This window comes from Methanosarcina sediminis, assembly GCF_052056915.1.
Taxonomy (GTDB): domain Archaea; phylum Halobacteriota; class Methanosarcinia; order Methanosarcinales; family Methanosarcinaceae; genus MTP4.
Genome location: NZ_CP195119.1, coordinates 3751240 through 3774445, shown reverse-complemented (window position 1 = coordinate 3774445; position 23206 = coordinate 3751240). Strand labels below are relative to the sequence as shown.

Genomic DNA, 23206 nt, shown 5'->3' with positions numbered 1-23206 from the left:
GAACCTATAACAGGCATGTTATTCTTAATTAGTGTAGATATGTATCCTCTAATTCTACAAAACACATCTGCTCGCCGTGGTTTCCTGAAATTTCCCGATATCTTTTGTTGAAATGTTATCATCCTGAGATCTCTTTCGATAGTGTCCCTTGTTTTCTGTAAAATTCTCTCTGTACCCTCTACTCCCTATTTTGGTTACTCTTCCATTACTAAATATCTGTTGCCTGTAATCCAATCTTCGTTGATGTCAATCAGTATTGAGACTGCAAGTCTCAATACTGACTCCTGACTCGAGAATGCTCCAACTACTCTGCTTCTCCTTTTGAGCTCCTTATTTGTCCTCTCCACCATATTGGTTGTTCTTATCCTTCTCCAATGTTTTTTTGGAAACTGCATATAATTCAGTAAATCAAACTGGAAACTTTCAATAGTATCTGCTGCGCTTTTGTATCCACTTCCATCAAGTTCCCTTATAAGATCCCTCAACTTTTCCGGGTCTTGTAATGCTTCTTTAATCTTGTCTGCTATCTCTTTGTGCTTCTTTTTTGGTACCTTCTTAAGAGCTTGCCTTATCAAATGTACGTGACACATTTGCCAGTTTGCACCGATAAAAGACTCCTTTACTGCCTTCTGTATTCCTTTATGGCCGTCAGAAACGATTAGTTCAACACCTCTCAAGCCTCTTTCCTTCAAATCGTCAAAGAGATCTTCCCAGAAAAGAGAGTCTTCACTGTCTGCTAATCTTGTTCCAAGGATTTCACGGTAACCATCTTCCCTGATGCCGGCAACGACGAAGAGGGCCTTGCTTCTATAATGGAGCCCGTCTCTTACTTTAAAATAAGTTGCGTCAACAAAAAGATATTTAATTTCATGCTCAATCGGCTTTGTAAGGAATTCTTCAACCTTCTCATCCAGCTCTTTAGTAATCCTGGATACAGAAGATGCTGAGATATTTCCCACTCCCAGGGCAGTCATAATTTAATCCACCCTTCGGGTGGAGACTCCCTGTAAGTAGGACTCTGTTACGGCTGTCAAGATGGCCTTCTCAACTCGAGAATACTTCTCAAACACTTCTGTCTCGAACGAAAACTCTCGGAATAGAGGTTTGGAGAGTTCCAGTTGACCATATTTCGTAAGGAGAGTACGAGGTTTGTAACCGTTTCGATTGGCTCTGCGAGAATCAGTCCTCTCGTAGCGTTCTGCACCTGACTGTAGAAGGGCTTCTTCTTCCATTACAAGGTTTAAAAACCAGGTGATTAACTGGCGAAGTCCTTCTTCCTGATCGATAAGATAATCTCTAATAAGTGGTAATACATTGATCATTGACTCTGCATCCTGTTTTTTTTGTGGTGAAAGGAAAAGGATACAGAGTCAATCATATTTTACAGAACTTTCGGTACGCTATCTGAAAACACCAAACAGGCCAAAAAGAAGGACTAAAAATACAAGAATACTCATCAAGGATGACACCAGCTCAAAAATCCAACAGAATTACTCTTTGCTTGTGGGATTAAAGTTAAGAGGCTAAAACCAATCAGAGGAAAAATGTAATAGCAATTGCTGCCGCAAGAGTAACTATGTAAATCCATCTCATTTCCCGTGCCATCTTCATAATACCCATAAAAGCTTCCCCTCAAACTATTAGTTTCAAGTTTATCTGTATATAATGGAAAGAAAGATTGGTTATTAAGCTACATAAGAATTAGAGTTAACGATATAAATTGTTTTCTTAAGACAGGAATAGTAACTTGAAGCTTTAAGTTTGGGTTTTGGAAAAGCCGCTCGCCTGCGTCGAGCGTGACAAAACCCCGTGAATAAACCTAATACAACCGCCCCGGCCTTCGAGAAAAACTACTTCAAAAAAGGCTGTCAGCTTTTTATTCAGATCGTTTTCTCAGGCGGTTCCGGTCCGTTTGTTCGTTTTTCAGGGCGGTTGGTGGGGGAGCCGCCAACACAAAAAATATATTAAAAGAGCTATGCACCGGCTTATTTACAACTCTTCAGTTAGGCGCAGGATGCGGGAAAGAACATCTCCGGAGTTTGGGGATAAATTATCCCCGACAGAAGAACTGAGCCTGCAAACCGCTTAAAATTCGTCCCCAAAACCGGGATAAACGTTTCCGACAAGCAGGGGTTTCCAGGTCTTGCCTGTTTTTCCTACAGCGAGATAGACGGTCCAGCCGACTTTTGCTTTTGAGCTGATTTCCCGGGAAACAATAACAGGGTTTATCGTCTGGCCCAATGTATAGTACTCATAAGCTCGCTGTCAACGGGAATCTTCACGATCTTTCCTTTTTTCAGGCACTGCTCAAACTGGTATCTCATCATACACCCCAATATTTTCTTCAAACAACACTTTCCCATTCATGATCCTTTCATAAAGCGGTCTGTCTTTCTTCTTCAGAACCATGAACTCTTCCGGGCTGAGAATAATGGGAGAAAACTCCCTTTCAAGCCCCTCCTGAGCAGATTCTATAAGAACGGAAACCTCGCGTTTCTTCCCAGTTTCAATAAGGAGATCAATATCGCTTTCCCAGGTATCTTCTCCATTTGCACAGCTCCCAAACAATACCATTCGAGATACAGCCCCACTTTCACGGAGCCTGAGCATGAGGGGGTTCAGTTCCATAAGGTTAAAACAGACTTTCAATTCCCTGAGTAGAGGGCTCTTCATCTCTGCCCGATAAATTACTATTTTTCCCCTCTCTTCCCGGTTCAAAAGCCCGGCTTCACATAATTCCCTGAGGGCCTCGCTCACAGTCCCGGTTCCAAGTTTAAGAGCCCGTGCAAGTTCCCGGACATAAAAACCTTCATGGTATCTCCTGCCCAGGAAGATGAGAATGGAAAAGGAAGGACGCGAACATATGTTCATTATACCGAACATATGTTCGTTTATATGAACAATTGTATTAGTAATTTTTGTATTCATCCATGGAATAAGAAAATCAAAATAGGAGAAAAAAGGTTCAATCTCCCCCATCACACCGCATACCTGACCACATCCTCAATAGTATCAACAAACTCGACGTCGATCCCCACATTTTCCTCGATGAACTCCTCGGTATCAATGAATTCGGGTTTTCTTTCAACGATTGTGAAGGGGCCTGCATCTCTCTGGACGTAGGTGTAGCTGACAAGCTGGTCGTTTTCCCTGGGGAGGAGGATCAGGGTCTTGCCTCCGGCTTTTGCGGCTTCGGATTTTTCGATCACGCCGCTGATGGGGCCAACGTTGCCTTCGCTGTCGATGGTGCCGGTGAGGGTTACGGAGTCGTTAAGTTTGGTGTTGTTGTCAAGGGCGGCGATGGTGAGGAGGGTCATGAGAGCGCCTGCGCTTGGCCCGTCCACGGCAGGGATCGGTTCTTCAGCCATGATACTGAAGATCGTGTCGGTACCGGTGAGGCTCATATTGGCCTGGTCCTGGGCAACAAAGACTGCGGTGTTGGCGGCGTCCTGGAAGACCACACCCATCAGGGGGGTCGTCTGGACAAGCACGCGGCCTTTTCCTGGCCTGACCTCAACCGAGACATCAATCAGTGCGCCTTCCTCAATAACCGTTTCCGAGACAAAGGGCCCATTTTCTCCTTCCTCGATTCTCTGGACCACAGCCGGAGCCTGCAGGGTTGCAAAGCCTTCCTGGCCCACAGGGCAGGCCTGGAACGTCGTTTCGAGCTCTACAACCCGGTTCCGGTAGAACTCGATCTGGGAAGCGTAGGACTGCAGGGACTGGTTATTGAGGAGGACCTGCACTTTCAGGGCCTCGTTCTCCTCTTCAAGGGAATTGATCCGGGCCTGCATCTCCCGAATCTGCTCCGCACTCTCCCCGGCTCCGAGAGGCTGCGGCTGGGCAAACCAGACGAAGTAGGCGTTCAAGGCCAGGGATAAAATCAGAAGGAATGTCAGAATTTTCTTTACCATACCACTCATCTATTATCGCAGATGTGATTTAATTTCTTGCCTGAGAATGGAGCAAAAATGAGGCAGGTAATATCCTAATAACGATCAGTACTAATCCAGATTAGTATCTTAAGGTGCTAATTAGTCGTTCTGTTGATAGTGCCACAAAAGCAAAAATTGGAAAAGTTTACTATTTGTAGTGCATGGAAGTGTAAAGTCTCAATAATACAACATAATAAAGAAAAGCCGTTCACTTCGTGAACGGGACTGCTGCCGGACCCTGGCTACCAACTGGAACCCCTGCACTCAGAGGCCAGCACGAAATTCCAACACACCCCGGAATCAGCACGAAAAACGGACTCAAAAACGGGGTTTAATTTCCAGAAAGTAATCCACTAAAGCAAAAAAGGCTTCAAAATAATAGCTTGAGAAAAAAACCTAGAAAAAAAGTGAAAAAAGGTAAAAAGGCCATTAGAGCCCTTTTTACTGTCCTTCCCTTGCCTTCCTGTAGCCCTTCATTGCAGACGCAAAGGCCTTGAACGGGGGGGACGGCCTGCCGGGTCTGGACTTGAATTCGGGGTGGAACTGAGAGGCAAAGAAAAAACGCCTGTCCGGGATTTCGGAAATCTCCATTCTGTTCTTGTTCTTGCCGGAGAAGACTATGCCAAAGGACTCCAGGCGCTCAACGAATTCGGGGTTGACTTCGTACCTGTGGCGGTGGCGTTCTATGATGTAGTTGCTGCCATAGATCTTTTCGGCCATTGAGCCTTCTTTGAGGATGGCTTCGTAGTCGCCAAGACGCATAGTGCCGCCAAGGTCGGCAACTCCGGTCTGTTCGGGGAGGATGTCAATTACGGGGTAGGGGGTATCCTCATCGAACTCGGTGGAGTTTGCACCTTCGAGGCCTGCGACGTTTCTTGAAAACTCGATTACGGCAAGCTGCATGCCCATGCAGAGGCCAAGGAAGGGGATATCGTTTTCGCGGGCAAACCTGATTGCCATGATCTTGCCTTCGGTCCCACGTTCGCCAAAGCCCCCGGGGATCAGGAGCCCGTCGTACTGGCGGAGCTTTTCGAGTTCTTTGGGGTCGTTTTCAAAGTCCTCGGCATCGACCATTTCGATGTCGGCTTTGCAGCCGCACTCGATTGCCCCGTGCTTAACGGCTTCGAAGATGCTAAGGTAGGAGTCCTCAAGATGGGTGTATTTCCCGACAATTGCCAGTTTTACCTCATCTTTCATGTTCCTCATCCTGGCAACCATTTCCTTCCAGGCAGGGTCCTCGAAATTGGATTCAAGCTTGAGGCGCTGCATGAGTTTGGTGGTCAGGCCCTGCTCTTCGATTACCAGGGGGACTTCGTAGATGTCGTTCGCGTCGTGGGCGCTGATGACCAGTTCCTGGGGGACGTCACAGAAAAGGGCGATCTTTTCCTTTGCAGCCTCATGCAGGGGGGTCTTTGACCGGGTAACGATTACATCCGGGCTCAGCCCGAGGGTCCTCAGGTCCTTTACCGAGTGCTGGGAGGGTTTGGTCTTCTGCTCGCCCTGGAGGTCTTCCATAACCAGGGTCACGTGGATGAAAACGATGTTTTCGGCCGGCTCTTCCCTGTGCATCTGGCGGACAGCTTCCAGGAAGGGCATGCTCTCAATGTCTCCCACGGTCCCGCCGATTTCTACCAGGCAAATGTCAGCCCCGCTCCGGGCCGCAACTTTTCGTATCCTGTTCTTGATCTCGTTTGTGATATGGGGAATGATCTGGACAGTCTTTCCCAGGTAGTCGCCTCTCCGTTCCTTTGCGATAACCGCCTGGTAGATCTTGCCCGTGGTGAAGTTGTGGTCCCGGGTCAATTCCGTATCAAGGAACCGTTCGTAGTTCCCGAGGTCCAGGTCCACCTCGCCCCCGTCCTTCAGCACGAATACTTCCCCGTGCTGGTAGGGGCTCATTGTGCCTGCGTCAATGTTGATGTAGGGGTCGATCTTGATAGCCGTAACTTTATAGCCTTTGTTTTTCAGGTTCCTACCAATGGACGCGATGGTGATGCCTTTTCCAAGCCCGCTCATCACACCACCGGTAACTACAATATACTTCATGGGTCAGCTTCCTCGACAATTTAATAGGGATTAATAGGAATTAATAAGTCAATGGGAGTATTAAAAGGATAACATCGATCCAGAGGATGACATCGATCCAGAGGATACACTGATTCAAAGATTAATGTGATATTGAAATTGAAACCAGTGTTGTGGGGAACATTGCGGGCAACATCCGCATAATTTTCAATATTGTGCCTGCATAAGAACACAATACCAATAGGCTCATAATATAAAAAAATAGTCTTTAGCCTTTTTCCTTATTCATATATTTCAGCCTTTGCCTAACCATTTCAGCCATTAACCAAATATTTCAGCCATTAGTAAACCATTAAAGGAATTAATAAGTTATTTAAGAGTTTTTCAGCCATTTAAAAGCATTTTAAGCTATTAATAAGTTATTAAAAGAGTAAATCTGCCATTAAAAGATTTAATAAGCCATTAAAGAAATTAATAAGCCTATTCAGAAATTTCTCAACCTTGTAAAAAATTTTTCAGCCGTTGAAAGAAATTAATAGCAGTTTAAGGCATTATTCAGCCTTAATAATCAGTTCAGGAATTTTAATTCACACCCCACCCCTCAGCTCTTCCGGGACTTTCGATTTGTCTCCAAAACAGTCTGATTTTCAGGAAAGGGTCAGCCATCCTCCATTATTTTCAGCAGGAGATAGGTTATGCAGGTGACAAAAAGGATCGAAAACACCAGGGCATGGGCGAAACTGACTCTGAACCCCATTCCCTCAGGCAAAACGAAGTAGAGAGAAAAAAGGGAGACAAGCAGCAGGAAACCTCCAAGAGCCAGGGTCAAAGGCAACTTATCGGCCTCATTAACTGGTTTCCGGGTTTTGTTCCCGGATTTCCAGGTTTGTGAACCCTCACTTCCGAAGAGCTTTTTCAGGAATGAAACGGAAAAGCTACCAGCTCCGGTTCCGCTCCCCCTGGGGTTTGAAACCTTCTTTTTATGGGCATCCCCTCCCGGCCTGTAAGGCCTGAGCTCATCGTTATCTTCCCAGACCTGGATTTCATCTTCGGGCTCTTTTGGCTTTTCGTCCTTTTTTCCGAGCTGGACGGGAAATCCTTTCTTTTTCGAACCGTAACCGGCGGTAATGAAAATCTTCCCTTCGGTGAGCACCTTTCCGTCCCGCGGGATCCTCGCAACCGCAGAAACGTATTCCTTGTGCAGGACGTAGGGGTTATCCCTCAAAAAAGTAATATTTCCTTTCAAATCCTCGCTAACCGAAAAATGAATGTGAGTTGGAGAACCCTGGTTTGTGACCAGGATTTCAAAGGTCTGCTCTTCCCCGGGAGCCAGGGGGATCTCAATGTCCTCAGTCTCAAACTCTATAGAGTTAAGTTCCTGCCGGTTAATTATAACATTCTGCACTATCTGCTGCAAGTTCAAAACCCCTCAAATCAATTTCGGAGATCAGGAGGAAGCAGGTTAGGAATCCCCTCGTCTATCGGGTAATGCTCACCGCAAGCAGGGCAGTAGAGGGTCCCGGATATGATCTCTTCTTCATTTTCTTCCACCACGTTCAAAACCAGGTCGCCTTTGCAGACCGGACAGGCCAAAATCTCCATCAGATCTTTTTTCACTCTGTTTTCACCATCAAAGTCAGTTGTGAGGATAGCAGGAAAGGGATTTCCCTTTAGATTAAAGTATCTATTTTTCCGTTTATTAAAATCAACTTATTCTCAGAGTATTAGGAATAAACTTATTCTTCAGCATAAAATCAACTTATTTTCGGCATAAAATCAACTTATTCTTCAAAATATTAAAATCATCTTTGTATTTTACTGATCTGTATAACTTCCAAATTATTTACGATTTGGGGTTTTAGCCATTTTAGCTTAAAAGCGGGAGAGAATAAAAGAGATCTTTCATAAAACCAAATTTTGTTGCTTTTGAAACTCAAAAAATATTCAGGTAAGTTAACAATGTTACTCCCCGGGTTACAATTTAAAAAACAGGTGCCTTGACAATCACACACCAGAACAGTCCGACATTGAATATATATTAACAAAAAATAACATTTAAGAATATTTAAATAGCGAAACTGCCATTGGAAATTTAAGAAATTGAAAAACATAAAGGAGTTGGTAGGGCGGGTACTGTGCAAAAATAATTGTTACTTTAAAGGTAACAACCCTTCAAAACATAAAAATAAACAATGAAGTGATAAGATGGTATCAAAAGCACAGGACAGAAGCATCGACCCCGCTTCCCTGATCATGCTCAAACAGGCTGAAAAAGAAGGTATAGAAACTGCCTGGGACCGCTACGAGAAACAGCAGCCCCAGTGCAGCTTCGGACAGTTAGGAATTTGCTGCAGGAACTGCAACATGGGGCCCTGCAGAATAGACCCCTTCGGGGAAGGCGCGGATAAAGGAGTTTGCGGAGCTACGGCAGACATCATTGTAGCAAGAAACCTCCTCAGGATGATCGCAGCAGGCGCAGCCGCCCATTCCGACCATGCCAGGGACGCCGTGCTGACCTTCAAGAAAATGACCGAAGGTGAAGCCGGAAGCTACGGCCTGAAAGACGAAGCGAAACTAAAAGCCCTTGCAGCCGAGTACGGCATCTCTGTCGAAGAGAGGAGCAAGGAAGAAATAGCAGCCGAACTTGCCGATGCCCTGGTTGCCGAATTCGGAAAACAGGAAGGGCCCATCCAGTTTACCCGCCGGGCTCCCGTAAAAAGGGTTAAGCTCTGGACGAAAATCGGGATTGACCCGAGAGGCGTTGACCGGGAAATAGTGGAATGCATGCACAGGACCCATATCGGTGTGGACAACGACCCGGTCCATATCCTCCTGCATGGGCTCCGGACCAGCCTTTCGGACGGCTGGGGCGGGTCCATGATCGCGACGGACGTCCAGGATGTGCTCTTCGGGACCCCGACTCCGATCAAATCCACCGTAAACCTCGGGGTGCTTTCCGAAGATAAAGTTAACCTTGTAATACACGGGCACGAATCCATCCTATCGGAAATGATTCTGGAAGCTTCCGAGGACCCCGAAATCCTGAAGCTTGCAAAGGAAAAAGGAGCAAAAGGAATTAACATTACAGGCATGTGCTGCACCGGAAACGAGACCCTCATGCGCCACGGGATCCCTACCGCAGGAAACTTCCTCCAGCAGGAACTTGCCGTCATAACCGGGGCTGTGGAAGCCATGGTCGTAGACGTGCAGTGTATCATGCCGGCCCTCGGGGCACTTACTAGCTGCTACCATACGAAATTCATCTCCACCTCCCCGAAAGCCGACTTTCCGGGAACCGTGAGAATGGAGTTCCATGAAGAAACCGCCTATGAGACTGCAAAGGAGATTGTAAGGACAGCGGTCGAAAACTTCCCGAACAGGAACCCTGCAAGAGTCAACATCCCTGACGAGAAACAGGAATGCATGGTCGGTTTCAGCGCAGAAGCCATCCTCACCGCCCTCGGAGGCAGCCCGGCGCCCCTCATAGACGCGATTACCGGTGGAGCCGTAAAGGGTATCGGGGCAGTTGTGGGCTGCAACAATGTCAAAATCAAGCACAACTACGGGCACGTCAACCTTGTAAAGGAACTGATTAAGAACAACGTCCTGGTAGTCACCACCGGCTGCAACGCCATTGCCTGTGCCGAAGAAGGCCTGCTAAAACCCGAAGCTGCTGACCAGGCAGGAGAAGGGTTAAAAGGCGTCTGCAAAGCCCTGGGAATCCCCCCTGTCCTGCACATGGGTTCCTGTGTGGACATCAGCCGGATCCTGGTGCTTGCCGCAGTTGTGGCAAAGGCCCTTGGCGTGGACATCAGCGACCTTCCGGCAGCAGGGGCAGCCCCCGAATGGATGAGCGAAAAAGCCGTCAGCATCGGGACATACGTGGTCTCTTCTGGCGTGTATACCGTACTCGGGACAGTGCCCCCGGTCCTCGGAAGCGGGGCAGTCACAGGGCTCCTGACAGAAGGACTCGATGAGGTAGTCGGAGCAAGCTTTGCCGTGGAACCGGACCCCTTCAAGGCTGCTGACCTGATGATCGAGCACATAGAAGATAAAAGAAAAGCCCTGGGCCTTGAGCCCTGAAGAGGTGGACCTGATGAAGGAAGTCATGATCCGCCCGGAACGCTGCATGGGCTGCCGGTCCTGTGAGATTGCCTGCGCCGTGGAACACTCCGAGAGCAAGGACCTCTTTTCGGCCATAGGAGAAAGCCCGGTACCTCGCAAACGAATTTACGTTGAGTATATCCCGGACTTTGCCGTTGCGGTCCCCATAACCTGCCGGCACTGTGAAGATGCTCCCTGCACCACCGTCTGCCCCACAAACGCCCTTTCCCGGGACGAGGTTAGCAGGAGAGTCACCCACAACCCGGACCTCTGCATCGGCTGCTGGACCTGTTCCATGGTCTGCAACTACGGGGTAATCGGGAGGCAAAAAGAAGCAAGGGTTGCCGTGAAATGCGACCTCTGCCCGGACAGGGAAGTTCCCGCATGTGTGGAAGCCTGTCCCACCGGTGCCCTGGTCTACGCTGAAGTAAAGGATTTCTCGGGGATCAAACGCAGCCAGGCCGCCCTGAAACTGGCAAAGGGAATGCAGACGGGAAGCATTCCCTGAGCATACGGCCCCCGGAAAAAATCCGGGGAATGGAGGTGAAACCCACGCAAGAAAAAAACCCTCTCCCGAAAATCTCCCCCCCGACCATCTGCCCCTACTGCAGCCTGGGCTGCGGTTTTTATCTAGAACTTGAAGCAGGGAAAGCCACAGGTATCCGGTATATGCCCGACCACCCGGTAAACGAAGGAAGCCTCTGCCCGAAAGGCAACACGGTCCTGGAAGTCCTGGACCACCCCGACCGTCTGAAATACCCTATGAAAAAGACCGAAAACGGATGGGAAAGGATCGAATGGGAAGCAGCCCTGGAGCTTGCGGCGGCAAAACTGAAAGGGTCGCTGGAAAAATCCGGGCCAAACTCCCTGGCTTTTCTGGGCTCTGCCAAGTGCAGTAATGAAGAAAACTACATATTCCAGAAAATTGCCAGGCTGCTCGGGACGAATAATGTGGACAACTGCGCAAGGCTCTGCCACGCTTCCACCCTCACAGGCCTTGGAAAAACCCTGGGTACGGGAGCTATGACAAACCCTATATCAGACCTTGCCTCCTCGGAGTGCATTTTCGTGATAGGGTCAAACTTCGCAGAAAATCACCCCCCTGTCTCGCGCCAGGTCCTAAAGGCAAAAGAAAAAGGGGCCCTCGTGATTGTAGCCGACCCCCGCATAACCCCTACAAGCTGGCTTGCGGACCTTGCACTGCGGCTTGAACCCGGGACTGACGTTGCTCTCCTGAACGGGATGATGCATGTAATCGTCTCCGAAGGACTTTGGGACAGGAGATTTGTCCGGGAACGAACCCGGGACTTTTCCGAACTGGAACAGAACCTTCAAAGGTATGACCCCGAAACAGTCTCCCGCACTACCGGTATCCCCTCCGCAGACATAATAAAAGCTGCCAGGGCTTATGCGCACGCAGGGACTGCAGCCATCGTCTACTCCATGGGAATCACCCAGCACGTTTCGGGCACGGACAACGTAACAGCCTGTGCGGACCTTGCCCTTATCTGCGGGCACATAGGGAAAAAAGGGGCAGGGATCCTTCCCCTTAGAGGCCAGAACAACGTGCAGGGAGCCTGCGATATGGGAGCCCTGGCCGAATATTTCCCTGGGTACGGGAAAGTGGAGGATCCCGAAGCAGCCGGACGCATGCAGAACCTCTGGGGAGCAAAAAAGCTTCCCGAAAGTCCGGGCCTTACGGCAACGGAAATGGTTGAAGCCGCAGGGAAAGGAAAGATCAAAACCCTGTACGTGATGGGAGAAGACCCGGTCAACTCGCACCCGGATTCCTCACAGGTGAAAAAAGCCCTTGAGAACCTGGACTTTCTGGTGGTACAGGACATTTTCATGACCGATACTGCCGAATATGCCGACCTTGTCCTCCCTGCAGCTGCTTTTGCGGAAAAAGAGGGCAGTTTCACCTCTACGGAACGGCGGGTCCAGTGGGTGGAACCTGCCCTTCTGCCGCCCGGCGAAGCCAGGGCTGACCTGGAGATCCTGTTCGGGCTTGCGGAAAACCTCGGGCTGGATTTTCCCAGCAGAGATGCAGGAGAGGTCCTGGAAGAAATTGCCGCTGCTGTCCCGGCTTACGGGGGTATGACAAAAGAGAGGCTGAAAAAGGACTTCGGGCTTATCTGGCCCTGTCCCGACCCCGGCCACCCCGGGACCCCTGTCCTGCACACGAACAGTTTCAGGACCCTGGACGGGCTTGCCAGGATCGTCCCCGTGGAACACAGGAGCCCCGCGGAAACCCCGGGTCCCGAATATCCCTTCTTGCTCACCACCGGGAGAACAGTGCTCCACTATAATGCAGGCTCCATGAGCAGGCGGAGCAAATCCCTGCTTAAAAAAGAACCCGAACTCTACGTGGAAATCAACCCCGCAGATGCCAGGACAATGGAAATCAGGGAAGGGAACAAACTTTTGCTGGAAACCCGGCGGGGAAAAACGGAAGTAATAGCCCGGCTGACCGAAAGGGTGGGGCAAGGGGTACTCTTCATGCCCTTCCATTTCCCGGGAACAAATGCCCTGACCGCAGGTTCCCTTGACAGGGAAGCCAAAATCCCCGAATTCAAGGTTTCGGCCTGCAGGATCAGGAGGGACTGAAAAATGCCGGAAGCCGTCTATGCTGACCTGTCCCGCTGTATCGCCTGCCACGCCTGTGAACTTGCCTGCGAGAGGGAAAACGAAAGCGCAAGGATATCCGTACAGGTCGTAAGGGGCCTTGCTGCAGTTCCCGTTTCCTGCCGCCAGTGCGAAACCCCCCTCTGCGCTGCCGTCTGTCCCGGAGAAGCCCTGAACTACGGGGACAGCGGGCTTGAGTACGATGCCGAAAAATGCATCGGATGCCGGCTCTGCGTCCTTGCCTGTCCCTTCGGGACTGCGGAATTAAGGGCTGGTGTTGTGGAGCGCTGTGACCTCTGCCAGGGAAAAGAAATTCCTGCCTGTGTGGCGACCTGCCCTGCAGGAGCCCTCTTCTGCGCAGAAGCCGAAAGCATCGGAGGAGGTATCAGGACCAGAAGGGCAGAAATAATTAAAAAAGCCCTTGGAACCCCGGAACCTGCCGGCAGGAGGAAAAACAGATGAAAGAAAGCACAAGGATGCTCGTGCCTGAGGAAGAAAGATGCATCGGATGCAGGGCCTGCACTTCAGCCTGCCCCGAGAAGCTGATTACCTTTTCCAAAGAGGGAAACATGCGACGTATAAGCTTCCCTGCAAACTGCAGCCCGGACTGCGAACTCTGTGTCCTTGCCTGCCCCGAAAAGGCAATAAGCTTCATTTTCCCTGTAGAGTTGGAAAAAAGCCGGGTCCCACTCAAAAGCCAGACCCTTGACTTCGAGCTTGTGCCCTGCCAGAAATGCGGGACTGCCTTTGCAACCAGAAAGGAACTAGAGAAGATAAGGACAGCTATTTCGGAAAAAATCTCCCTTCCTCCAACAGGAGGCCTCTGGGTGGAACTCTGCCCCGGCTGTCGTCAGGCAGTGTTCAGAGAAAAGCAAGCAGAAACAATTATTCAGGCAAGAAAGTTTTAAAAAATCGAAAAAGCGGCAGTATCAATTATAGTCAATGCCCCGAATTCCACCCCCAATCTCAAGTGAAAGTTTAACCACAGAAAGCCCGGAAAACACGGAATAAAGGAAAGAGAGGCACAATCCTTCCGTGCTTTCCGTGTATTCCGTGGTTGTAAAGTAAGTATAAATATTTACGTTCGGGACTACAGACCAGTTGATTAGACCAGTTGATTCTGTCCGGGCTTCACCCATACTTCTTCAGGATTTTTATTTTTTGTCCCTATTAATCCATATTTTTCCTACGTTCCGATTAGCAACATTTTCAACAGGAGTTTATGACCTTCTTTTAAGAGATAATTCCATAATGGATAAATCAGATAACAATTAATATAGAGTAGTATTATAATATACCCAACATATAATTAATTTAAGCCGGGATGTGCGTAGATTAATGCACGCATGCACTGGAAAGAAAAAGCCAACTGTGCCGGAGTAAAGCTTATTGAATCGGGAATCCCGGACATAGGACTGACGGCGAACTTAAAAGGGGAGTTTGGTATGGAAACCGGAACATATAATAGGGTAATGATTGCAACCGACGGTTCGGAACTGGGCAGGAAAGCTGTCCACAATGGAATTGAAATCGCAAGACTGAGCGGGGCAAAAGTCTATGCTGTTTATGTGGTAACTTCGGGAGGGCGTTCCGCAATGCCCAAGGATGCGGGCTGGGAAAAGGCAATGAAAGAACACCTCAGGACCGAAGGGGAAGATGCTACAAGCTTCATTGAAGAAAAAGGCAAATCTGCCGGTGTCAAGGTGGAATCCGTAATCCTCGAAGGGAACCCCGGGGACGAGCTTGTCAAATTTGCGGACAAGAACGACATCGACCTGGTCGTGATGGGGACGCAGGGGAAATCCGGAGTCCAGCGATTCCTCCTTGGAAGTGTGGCTGAAAACGTGGTCAGGCACTCAAAGAACGCGGTGCTCGTCGTGAGGGGAGAGAAAGCCGAAGAAAGCTAAAAATAGCAAAGCAGAAAGCAAAGCAGGAAGCACAGTTGAAAATAGCAAAGTAGAAAACAAAGACGAAAAAATATAGAAGTTTTCGGGCAGCTTCTCCGGAATTCCCGGGATAAATTGATGTACCTGCCCGACTCTAATAACTGCCGATGATAGGACTTTTCCTTCAAGTACTGGACTTTGCCCTTCCCATACTTTTTATGATTTTTTTAGGACTTGTCGGAACTGCCGTGCTTGTGGAACTGGGCCTCATGCAGAAGTTTTCCAGACTTACGAGCCCTATTTTTGCCCATACGAACCTGCCTGAGACCTGTTCATCGGCCTTTTTAGTGTCCATAGGGTCTACTGTGGCCGCAAACAGTATGCTCCTGCAGGAAAAGGAAAACGGTTGCCTTGATGATAGGGAGGTTACTCTCTGCGCCATAATGAACAGCACCCCCGCCTATGTCAGGGAACTCTTCACCTACCAGGTCCCGATCGTACTTCCGGCTCTGGGGCTGGCCGTGGGTGGGTTTTATGCTTTCGTATTTATATTCACTGCGATATTCAAAATCGTGGCAGTAGCTGTCGCAAGCAAACTCCTTCTAAAAGGCAATTCCTGCAAGCCGCAGGAGAGCAAATTCAACGGAAAGGTATCCCTTAAAACGGCAGTTCAAAGGGCAGTTCGGAAAGAGTTTAAAGTCTTTTTGAAAATTGCCAGGGTCTACCTGATCGCCACGACCATCGTATTCTTCCTCAGGGAACAGGGAGCTTTTGATATATTCAGCGTGCTCCCCCTTGCCGAACTCTTCAAAATCCCCCCCGAAGCCATTGTCCCCCTGACAAGTTACGTGGCAAGCCCGATTCTGGGAATTTCCCTGCTCGGCCCCATGATCCATGCCGGAGAGATCACACAGCTCCAGGCAATGATCGTGCTTATGCTGGGCAGCATGTTCATGCTCCCTATCTTTGCCCTCCGCAGCCAGATCCCCAAGAAAGTGGCAATCTTCGGCCCCCGCCTGGGTTTCCGGATCGTTGCCTACTCCACTGGGATGAGCATCCTGATAAGGTTCGTAATTCTCATGGGACTGCTCGGTCTTGCTCCCTGAATGTGAAAATAAGGAATAAAGGTAAAATAGAGGAAACTGAAAAAGGAAGAAAAAATGGAAAGAGAAGGAAAAAATGAAAAAGGAAGAAAAAAATGAAAAAGGGAAGCAAGAAAGGAAAACTGAAAAGGTAAAGAAAGAAAAACTTAGGAAGGCAAACTAAAGATTACTTGAATATACAGGAGAAATATATTAGAATCAAAGGGGTGAACGGGGGTTTTTGGAGGAGGTTAAAATATGTTGGATTTGGTTGTTGTAAAATGTATTTGATGTTGAGCGATACCCGTTCACAGTTCACAGTGAATACAAACCTACATATAAACGTTTTGGTAGCAAAATAAAGGACAACCCTTTTGTGCCAAAATTGAATAAAAAATTCCAGATTTTCAGAAGTTTTTTCCACACATAACTGATAAAGGATAAATATATTGTGAACAAATCACCTTGCAGTCACTTCCTTCCTTCCTTCCTTCCTTCCTTCCTTCCTTCCTTCCTTCTTTCCTTCTTTCCTTCCTTCCTTCCTTCCTTCCTTCTTTCCTTCTTTCCTTCCTTCTTCAAGAGATATTCACAGCGGAGTCTACTTTCCTGCCTTTGAGCTCAAGTTCCTGATCAATAATTCCTTCATCGATTATTCTTTACCGATTATTCTTTATCGGCTATTCCTCCATCGGCTATTCATTCATCGTTTATTCATTCATCAGTTATTCTTCACCCGCCATTCCTTCACCTGCCATTCCTTCATCGGCTATTCATCCATCAGCTATTTTCGGGAACAGAGCCCTCGGAAATGAAAAGTAATCCGGTCTGCCATTATTTTATGAAAAAGCCATATATATAATAATTAATATAGTAGAATAAGGAGCAAGCATGCACCATGCAGAGCAAATATGCCCCTGACTGCATGCACGCACCGATAAGAAAGGGCGGGTCTGTGCAGGGAAATGTTTCAGGAAGCTGAAACTGGACACAGGGCCGATAAGGAATATAATTGAGGGATTTAATATGAGAGAGGGAACTTACAAAAAAATAATGGTTGCAACCGACGGTTCGAAACTCTGCAAAAAAGCTGTTGAAGCGGGAATCGAAATTTCAAAGCTGAGCGGAGCTAAACTCTACGCTGTATATGTGATCGTCCCTACGACCCATTCCCCCAGGGACTTTGGCTGGGAAAAAGCTGCCATGGAGCACTTCAGAACAGAAGGTGAGAAAGCCACGGGCTTCGTGGAAGATGCCGCCAGAGCTGCCGGGGTCGAGGAGGAATCCTTACTCCTGGAAGGACATCCCGCAGACAAAATTGTAGAGTTTGCAGAAGAGAATGACATCGATATGATCGTGATAGGAACACTCGGCAAATCAGGACTCGATAGGTTCCTGCTCGGAAGCGTTGCCGAAAACGTGGTAAGGCATTCAAAGGTACCGGTGCTTGTGGTAAGAGGTTAAACCCCAAAATGAAGCTAACCTGAAAATAAAAGGAAACTGAAGCTGAAAATAAGAGAAAGCGTAATTTGAAAACAAGAAAAAAGTTGAATGCGGAAAACGGCTCTGTAGAAATCCCTAAAAAATGGCACACCTTAGTTGAACCGGTACCCAGAGTCCCGGATTCAAGCATCCGACTCAAAACGGACAAAGTTTGAATTCACAGGATTTCTATAAAGCCCTGAAACTTAAGCTGAAAACAAAAAATAAGAATTATCCAGTACCCTGTTCCCGAACTTCTTCAGCATTTAGATACCCGCCCGGCCCAATAAGTACCGGTGATAGAACACCGGGATTGGACTTACCTTCCGGATACCGGATTTTGTTCCTCCGGAATAATACTTTTTTTGAAAAATATTTTTACCAGAACACCTGTAAAAATTTCGGGCAGGTTTAAGAAGAAAAAAAAGATGCAGGTTTTAGCCGATCCACCTTAACCGACCAAAACCACAACTTTCACTCTTTATAGGTCAACTTAAAAAGCCAACTTAAAAAGCCAACTTAAAAAGCCAACTTAAAAAGCCAACTTAAAAAGCCACGCCCTCAGCCGATCACGCTCATGTCCGAGACCCGGATCGACGGTGAAATGAAGCCGCCTACTTTCCGGACATCGGTGCCTGCACCTGTGATATTTTTCAGAAGGTCGAAGGCGTTACCCGAGATCATGAGGGACTTGATCGGTTTATCGAGAGCCCCATCTTTGATGGTGAAGGCGTTCCTGGCCTCTACGGAGAAATCCCCGGAAATCGAGTTTGCGGTATGAGCCCCGATCACCGTGTTTACGAAAACTCCGGAATCGGTATCGGCAATAAGATCCGTTTGCGGATAATCGATAATGAAGTTCCGGAGCCCCACAGCAGGCGGGCTCGTGTAGGAGCCACGCGCAGCGTTGCCGGTGCTCTTTACCCCTTCTTTTCCGGCAGTGTAACTGTCGTAGAGGTAGCCTTTGAGAACTCCCTTTTCAAGCACGTCAGTGCGCTGGGAAGGGACACCTTCGTCGTCCGAAGCCGAGGTCTCGATTCCTGCTTCGACCAGCCCGTCGTCATAGATAGAAAGTTCCGGGGCTGCAAGTTCCTCCCCGAGCTTGCCTATCAGGCCGGACCTGCCCTTCTGCACGTTATCAGCGTCGAGAGACGGGGCAAAAGCGGCTTCCAGGATGTCCGAAAAAGCAAAGGGATGGAAAACGACATTTGTCTTCTGTGCTTCGATCGTTATCCCGTTGCCCGAGCTGATGGCAAGTTCCGAGGCGTGCTTTCCAAGTGCCCGGAAATCAATACCAAGAGAGCGGGATACGTCAAAGTCATACGCCGTGGAAGTTTCCCCGTTTACGGTGATCACGTCCACGAACCCGGAAACTGCGGTAGATTCCTCTTCGATTTCCACACCGTTCGTGTTCAGGATAAGCTGCCTGCTCTTTCCCCGAGTAAAAGATCCGGAAGTGGGCAGGGTCCCTGGAACTTCCTTTGTGCCTTCGACAAGTTCCATGGCATACCCGATGCACTCCTCGAGTTTCATAGCTTCGATTTTCTTATCGAAAATCCCGGCCACCGTTGGATATTTTCCATTTGAGGGGAGAGCCACCCAGTCAGGGTCGTTTTCCCGGACCCGGGCTTCGGCAACTGCGATCTTGATCGTATTTTCGAGGTCTTTTGCCGAATTCGTGCTGGCAAAGCCTACTGCCCCGTTCACGATCGCCCGGACCCCGATCCCTTCCGAGAAGCGGTCCTTGGCACTTTCCAGGGCGTCCTTTTTGAAGTTCACGCTGGTGGAATGGTTTGAAACGTAATAGATTTCGGCTTCTTCTGCCCCGGCTTTTTCAGCAATATTCAAGGCTTTTTTTGCAAGTTCGTACATCTTCAGGCACCTCCCACCAGAGCCCGGGAAATGGCAAGATGGGGAGAACCGTCGGAAACGGGTGCTAGCTGCCCGCCTTTCCCGCACCTGCCGGCAGTCATTTTCAGGTCGTTCCCCACCCCGGTCACGTGGTTCAGGATCTCAAGGGTCTTTCCCGAAAGGGACACATCCTTTACAAGTTCAGCAAGTTCCCCGTTCCTGATCAGGTACCCCTTTTCGGCGTTGAACTGGAAGATCCCTTCCCCGGTGTTTACCTGTCCGCCCCGGGACCCTATAAGGTACATCCCGTCCCGGACAGATTCGAGCATCTCCTCAAACTTTGAGTCCCCATTATCGATGAAAGTGTTGCTCATCCGGACAATGGGCATGGAATAGCCCTGAGCCCTCGAATTACCGGGAGTCCCGGTCTCTTCCCCGAGCTTCCCTGCGGTTTCCCGGGAATGGAGGTAAGAATTAAGGACCCCGCCTCTGATGATTTCAGTCCGGCTGGACTCGACCCCTTCGGCATCGAAAGGATAGTACCCGAACTCATGCAGGGTCGGGTCATCGATGATCGTGACAAGCGGAGAAGCAATCTGTTCCCCGATCCGGTTTGCAAGAATGGAGTCGCCTTCGAGCACCAGGTCCGCTTCCGAGGCATGCCCCACGGCTTCATGGGCAAAGACGCCTGCAAGTTCCTGGTCAAGGAGCACGGGCATTGTCCCTCCCTTGGGGGTCTTTGCGCCCAGAAGTTCGACTGCGGTTTTTCCTGCCTTTTCCGCAAGCCCGGGGGCATCTACATTTTCAAAAACTTCGTAGCCGTAGCCGAAACGGCTTTCCCGACCTGCCTGGTAGACCCCGTTTTCGGTAGCAACCGCAGAAACAGCAAAACCCGTGTTCAAAAGCTCGTACTCGCATTCCACACCTTCGGAATTCCGGTACATGATCTTGAATTCAGATTCGGAGAACATCACTTTCGTGCTGTGGACACCCTCTACCCTGGCCCGGGACTCAATGTTTTTCAAAAGCTCCACTTTTTCCTCGATTGAGACATCCCTGGGATCGATCTTTATCCGGGGGAGATTCTTTACCACAGGAGGGGCCACGTCTGCAAGTTCGACTTCTTCTTTCGGGGTGTTTTCGTCCATGGCAAAAGCAAGTTTTGCCGCATCCCTAACCCCCCTTTCAAGGTCCAGTTCCCCTTCCACGGCCGTGTAACCCCAGGAACCCCCGCAAAGGGCTCTTATGCCTGCCCCCTTCATGAAGTTCCTGGAAATTTCCTCGATCTTCCCGTTATCCAGGATGACCGAACTTGAACTGCCCTCAATCACCCTGCAGTCAAAAAATTTGATGTTCTGCATAATTTCGTTCATAAAACCTCAGCAGGAAACCCCCGAGTCTTTAGCTCAGGGGAGGAATGCGTAAACTCCACTCCTGATTTTTTGAATAAGGTTAAATTGGGGTTCAAGCCCCATAATGAAAGCCAATAATAAGCTTCCCTCCTGCCGGAGCAGGGTAATACATATCCGGGTTTGCGGACTTCCGCTTTGTGAAGTGGAAGTGTTGCAGCGAAGCCGCAAAAGAGTCAATCCCGGAATCCGTCTTTCTCTCGATCAGATATGGAAAGGTTTTGTACGATGCAAGCACCGTCCCTACCCCTCAGGACTGTTTAACCGGCCATCCTTAAAGCCTGAAAATGAGGCAACATTTTAGGTAACTAGGTATTATTTCCGATCTTAACGATTATCGATCTTAACGATTATCGATCTTAACGATTATCGATCTTAACAATTATCGATCTTAACAATTATCGATCTTAACAATTATCGATCTTAACGATTATCGATCTTACCGGCCCTACGGATTTTCCAAAGTTCCGAATCAATGATCGATCAACCAGGGCTTGTAAGACAAACCCCTGAGCCTTTAACTCAGGGGTAGTTGGACGGTCAGTTCCCGTACCCTAAACAGTTCCTGGCCTGTACGGACGCAGCCTGGGCAACGTCCGGCACATCGAAACTCAGTTTCGTGATGTTCTTGAGTTTCTCTACAATGCTGTTCTTCTTCGGGCCCACAAGGCTGTGTTCCAGAACTTCCGCAATCGAAGAGACCGGGATGATCTGGATCTTGTCCCTGTACCTCTTTTCAATCAGGACATCTGCCTCATTGGCTTTCGGAATGATGACTTTTTTAATGCCTGCCTGGGCCGCAGCTTCGATCTTATAGGTGACTCCGCCCACAGGCAGGACGTCTCCTCGTACTGAAAGGGACCCGGTCATCGCCACGCTCTGGTCGATAGGAATCTTCTCCAGGGCAGAGATAACAGCAGTAGCAATGGAAACCGAAGCGCTGTCTCCTTCCACGCCTTCATAAGTCCCGACAAACTGGATATGGACGTCGTGGGTTGCTATGTCAGCACCGGTCATGTTTTTGATAACCGCGGAAACGTTAAGTACCGCTTCTTTTGCAATGGCTTTGAGCCTACCGGTTGCAATAATACGCCCTTCGCCCCCTGACATTGAGGGGGTTACTTCGGATACGATGGGAAGCACGATCCCGGAGTCTCCGCCCATGACAGCAAGCCCGTTGACCCTGCCAACGGCTGCGCCGCTTCTCAGGAAAGACGAGTAGTCCTGCTTCTGTTCCAGGTAGCGGTCGGCAAGCTGCTGCTCGATGGATCTGGCTATCCGCTTTGCGGCAAGCACGTGCTCGGTTTTCGTCAGTGGAGCGTCTTCGGAGCGGGCGATATCTCCTGCCACGCGGACAAGCCCGCCGAGGTCACGGAGTTTCAGAGTAAGGTGACCTTTCCGGCCTGCCCTTCTCCGGGCTTCCCGGATAATTTCCTTTACGGCGCCCTCGTTAAAGTGAGGGATATGCCCGTCCCGGACAACTTCCTGGGCTACGAAGCGGACCAGTTTCTTCCGGTTCTCAGCGGTGTCTTCCATGGACTCCCGCATGTAGATCTCGTACCCGTAACCTTTTATCCTGGACCGAAGAGCAGGGTGCATTTTCTGGACCGCATCAAGGTTTCCTGCAGAGATCATGATGAAGTCACAGGGCACGGGTTCGGTCTTAACAAGGGCTCCGGAACTCCGCTCGGACTGCCCGGTAATCGGGTACTCCTTTTCCTGCAGTGCGGTCAGCAGGCTCTGCTGGGATTCAAGCCGGAGGGTGTTGATTTCGTCGATGAAAAGCACCCCTTTGTGGCCCTTGTGGATGTCGCCGGCTTCCACACGGTCGTGGGCCGGGGTCTCAAGCCCTCCGGACTGGAAGGGGTCGTGCCTGACATCCCCGAGGAGAGCTCCTGCGTGGGCTCCGGTTGAGTCAATGTAAGGTGCGTGTTCCTTGTCATAGTTGGAAACCGCCAGTTTCGGGATCATCATTTCCTCTTTTGGCAGGAACTGGCGGGTCAGCATGAGGATCATGATACCGGCAATGATTCCCCAGAGTAATTGTCCGACAAAATAAGAGTAAATAATAATGCCCACCACGAAGAGCATCATGAGCATGTTCCGGGCCTGGGCTTTCTTTCTTGCTTCCATTTTGTGAGCCATGACGATTTCTCTGCCCTTCCCGGCCGGAACTTCCCTAATCTTCGGGTTGTTCAGGTCTTCCATGTTAGGGTAGACAAGGATATCCTTGAGTTCCTCTTTAGGAAGGAGCTCCGCCATCGCTTTTGCAAGAAGAGACTTACCCGTACCCGGGGTCCCGATCATCATGATATGCCGCCTCTGGCTGGCTGCTTTTTTCACGACTTCAACCGCATGCTCCTGCCCGAGCACCTGGTCAATCAGGAGTTTCGGGACATCGATATTCGAAGTTTCCTCGAAGTGGAAATCGATATCAACATCCTCGTCTTGAGGGTCGGACTCCTCTAAAAGCATAGCCTCAGGCTTATCCGTGTTCTGGTCAGACTCACCCACCTTCTGGTTTGCTTCCGGCTCATTCACCTCCGGCTTATTCACTTTCCGGTTGGCTTCAGACTCGTCCAGTTTCGGGCTAACGTCGTCTCGCTCGTCCATTTTATGAAGAGACTCGTCCACCCTCTCTTTAGACTCGTCCATGTTCTGATTAACATTATTCTCCATGGTTAGCTCACATATTATAACGTTATTAAATAGACGTTTCCATTTTAATATATACCTGACGCTTTCTAAAAAATAATAAACTCTGTGACAAAATGATGATCAAAAAGCTGGATGTTACGGTAACCGGATAT

18 protein-coding genes and 1 pseudogene are annotated in these 23206 nt (G+C 49.2%); 8 read left to right on the top strand and 11 right to left on the bottom strand.

The window, feature by feature from the left end; genetic code table 11:
- Window positions 1-194: 194 nt before the first annotated feature.
- The 7 genes and pseudogenes from ACSAZK_RS16555 to ACSAZK_RS16525 all read right to left on the bottom strand — a co-directional run bounded on the left by ACSAZK_RS16555 (window position 195) and on the right by ACSAZK_RS16525 (window position 7577).
- A pseudogene (locus ACSAZK_RS16555) lies at window positions 195-1319 on the bottom strand (IS256 family transposase).
- Between the two features lie 766 nt (window positions 1320-2085).
- Window positions 2086-2241, bottom strand: coding sequence for a hypothetical protein (locus ACSAZK_RS16550; RefSeq protein WP_440955118.1), 156 nt, complete (start codon window positions 2239-2241; stop codon window positions 2086-2088).
- Window positions 2242-2307: 66 nt separating this feature from the next.
- Window positions 2308-2979: a nucleotidyltransferase domain-containing protein gene (locus ACSAZK_RS16545; RefSeq protein WP_440955117.1), complete on the bottom strand. Its 672-nt coding sequence runs from the start codon at window positions 2977-2979 to the stop codon at window positions 2308-2310.
- Window positions 2979-3914 (bottom strand): S16 family serine protease, encoded by a 936-nt coding sequence (locus ACSAZK_RS16540; RefSeq protein WP_440955116.1) that lies wholly within the window; start codon window positions 3912-3914, stop codon window positions 2979-2981. The genes ACSAZK_RS16545 and ACSAZK_RS16540 overlap by 1 nt, the downstream gene beginning before the upstream one ends.
- A 462-nt stretch (window positions 3915-4376) precedes the next feature.
- Window positions 4377-5981: a glutamine hydrolyzing CTP synthase gene (gene pyrG / locus ACSAZK_RS16535; RefSeq protein ID WP_440955115.1), complete on the bottom strand. Its 1605-nt coding sequence runs from the start codon at window positions 5979-5981 to the stop codon at window positions 4377-4379.
- Between the two features lie 637 nt (window positions 5982-6618).
- The gene (locus ACSAZK_RS16530) at window positions 6619-7377 is read right to left on the bottom strand and encodes a DUF7524 family protein (RefSeq protein ID WP_440955114.1); all 759 of its coding nucleotides are present in this window, start codon (window positions 7375-7377) and stop codon (window positions 6619-6621) included.
- 17 nt (window positions 7378-7394) lie between these two features.
- Window positions 7395-7577: a methytransferase partner Trm112 gene (locus ACSAZK_RS16525; RefSeq protein WP_048178312.1), complete on the bottom strand. Its 183-nt coding sequence runs from the start codon at window positions 7575-7577 to the stop codon at window positions 7395-7397.
- 588 nt (window positions 7578-8165) lie between these two features.
- On the opposite strand from ACSAZK_RS16525, the gene cooS reads away from it, so the two are divergent.
- From cooS to ACSAZK_RS16485, 8 genes are all read left to right on the top strand, one after another.
- Window positions 8166-10043: an anaerobic carbon-monoxide dehydrogenase catalytic subunit gene (gene cooS / locus ACSAZK_RS16520; RefSeq protein ID WP_440955113.1), complete on the top strand. Its 1878-nt coding sequence runs from the start codon at window positions 8166-8168 to the stop codon at window positions 10041-10043.
- Complete coding sequence (locus tag ACSAZK_RS16515; protein WP_440955112.1) at window positions 10033-10572, top strand: 4Fe-4S dicluster domain-containing protein; 540 nt, start codon at window positions 10033-10035, stop codon at window positions 10570-10572. Before cooS ends, ACSAZK_RS16515 begins: the two co-directional genes overlap by 11 nt.
- Before the next feature lie 35 nt (window positions 10573-10607).
- Window positions 10608-12671, top strand: coding sequence for a formate dehydrogenase subunit alpha (fdhF, locus tag ACSAZK_RS16510; protein WP_440955111.1), 2064 nt, complete (start codon window positions 10608-10610; stop codon window positions 12669-12671).
- 3 nt (window positions 12672-12674) lie between these two features.
- Window positions 12675-13151 carry a 4Fe-4S binding protein gene (locus ACSAZK_RS16505; protein ID WP_440955110.1) on the top strand — a complete coding sequence of 159 codons (477 nt, stop codon included), beginning with the start codon at window positions 12675-12677 and terminating at the stop codon, window positions 13149-13151.
- Window positions 13148-13597 carry a 4Fe-4S dicluster domain-containing protein gene (locus ACSAZK_RS16500; protein WP_440955109.1) on the top strand — a complete coding sequence of 150 codons (450 nt, stop codon included), beginning with the start codon at window positions 13148-13150 and terminating at the stop codon, window positions 13595-13597. The genes ACSAZK_RS16505 and ACSAZK_RS16500 overlap by 4 nt, the downstream gene beginning before the upstream one ends.
- Before the next feature lie 438 nt (window positions 13598-14035).
- Entirely contained in the window at window positions 14036-14596 is a 561-nt protein-coding gene (locus ACSAZK_RS16495; protein WP_440955108.1) for a universal stress protein, read from the top strand.
- 146 nt (window positions 14597-14742) lie between these two features.
- On the top strand, window positions 14743-15681 hold the full coding sequence (locus ACSAZK_RS16490) for a nucleoside recognition protein (protein WP_440955107.1): 939 nt from the start codon (window positions 14743-14745) through the stop codon (window positions 15679-15681).
- A 999-nt stretch (window positions 15682-16680) separates the two neighbouring features.
- Window positions 16681-17118 carry a universal stress protein gene (locus ACSAZK_RS16485; RefSeq protein ID WP_440955106.1) on the top strand — a complete coding sequence of 146 codons (438 nt, stop codon included), beginning with the start codon at window positions 16681-16683 and terminating at the stop codon, window positions 17116-17118.
- Window positions 17119-17697: 579 nt separating this feature from the next.
- On the opposite strand, the gene ACSAZK_RS16480 is transcribed toward ACSAZK_RS16485, so the two are convergent.
- From ACSAZK_RS16480 to lonB, 4 genes are all read right to left on the bottom strand, one after another.
- Window positions 17698-19008 (bottom strand): TldD/PmbA family protein, encoded by a 1311-nt coding sequence (locus ACSAZK_RS16480; protein WP_440955105.1) that lies wholly within the window; start codon window positions 19006-19008, stop codon window positions 17698-17700.
- Between the two features lie 2 nt (window positions 19009-19010).
- Complete coding sequence (locus tag ACSAZK_RS16475; protein WP_440955104.1) at window positions 19011-20360, bottom strand: TldD/PmbA family protein; 1350 nt, start codon at window positions 20358-20360, stop codon at window positions 19011-19013.
- A gap of 91 nt (window positions 20361-20451) precedes the next feature.
- Window positions 20452-20634 carry a hypothetical protein gene (locus ACSAZK_RS16470; protein WP_440955103.1) on the bottom strand — a complete coding sequence of 61 codons (183 nt, stop codon included), beginning with the start codon at window positions 20632-20634 and terminating at the stop codon, window positions 20452-20454.
- A gap of 302 nt (window positions 20635-20936) precedes the next feature.
- Window positions 20937-22871, bottom strand: a complete 1935-nt coding sequence (gene lonB / locus ACSAZK_RS16465; RefSeq protein WP_440957051.1) for an ATP-dependent protease LonB — start codon at window positions 22869-22871, stop codon at window positions 20937-20939.
- Window positions 22872-23206 lie beyond the last annotated feature (335 nt).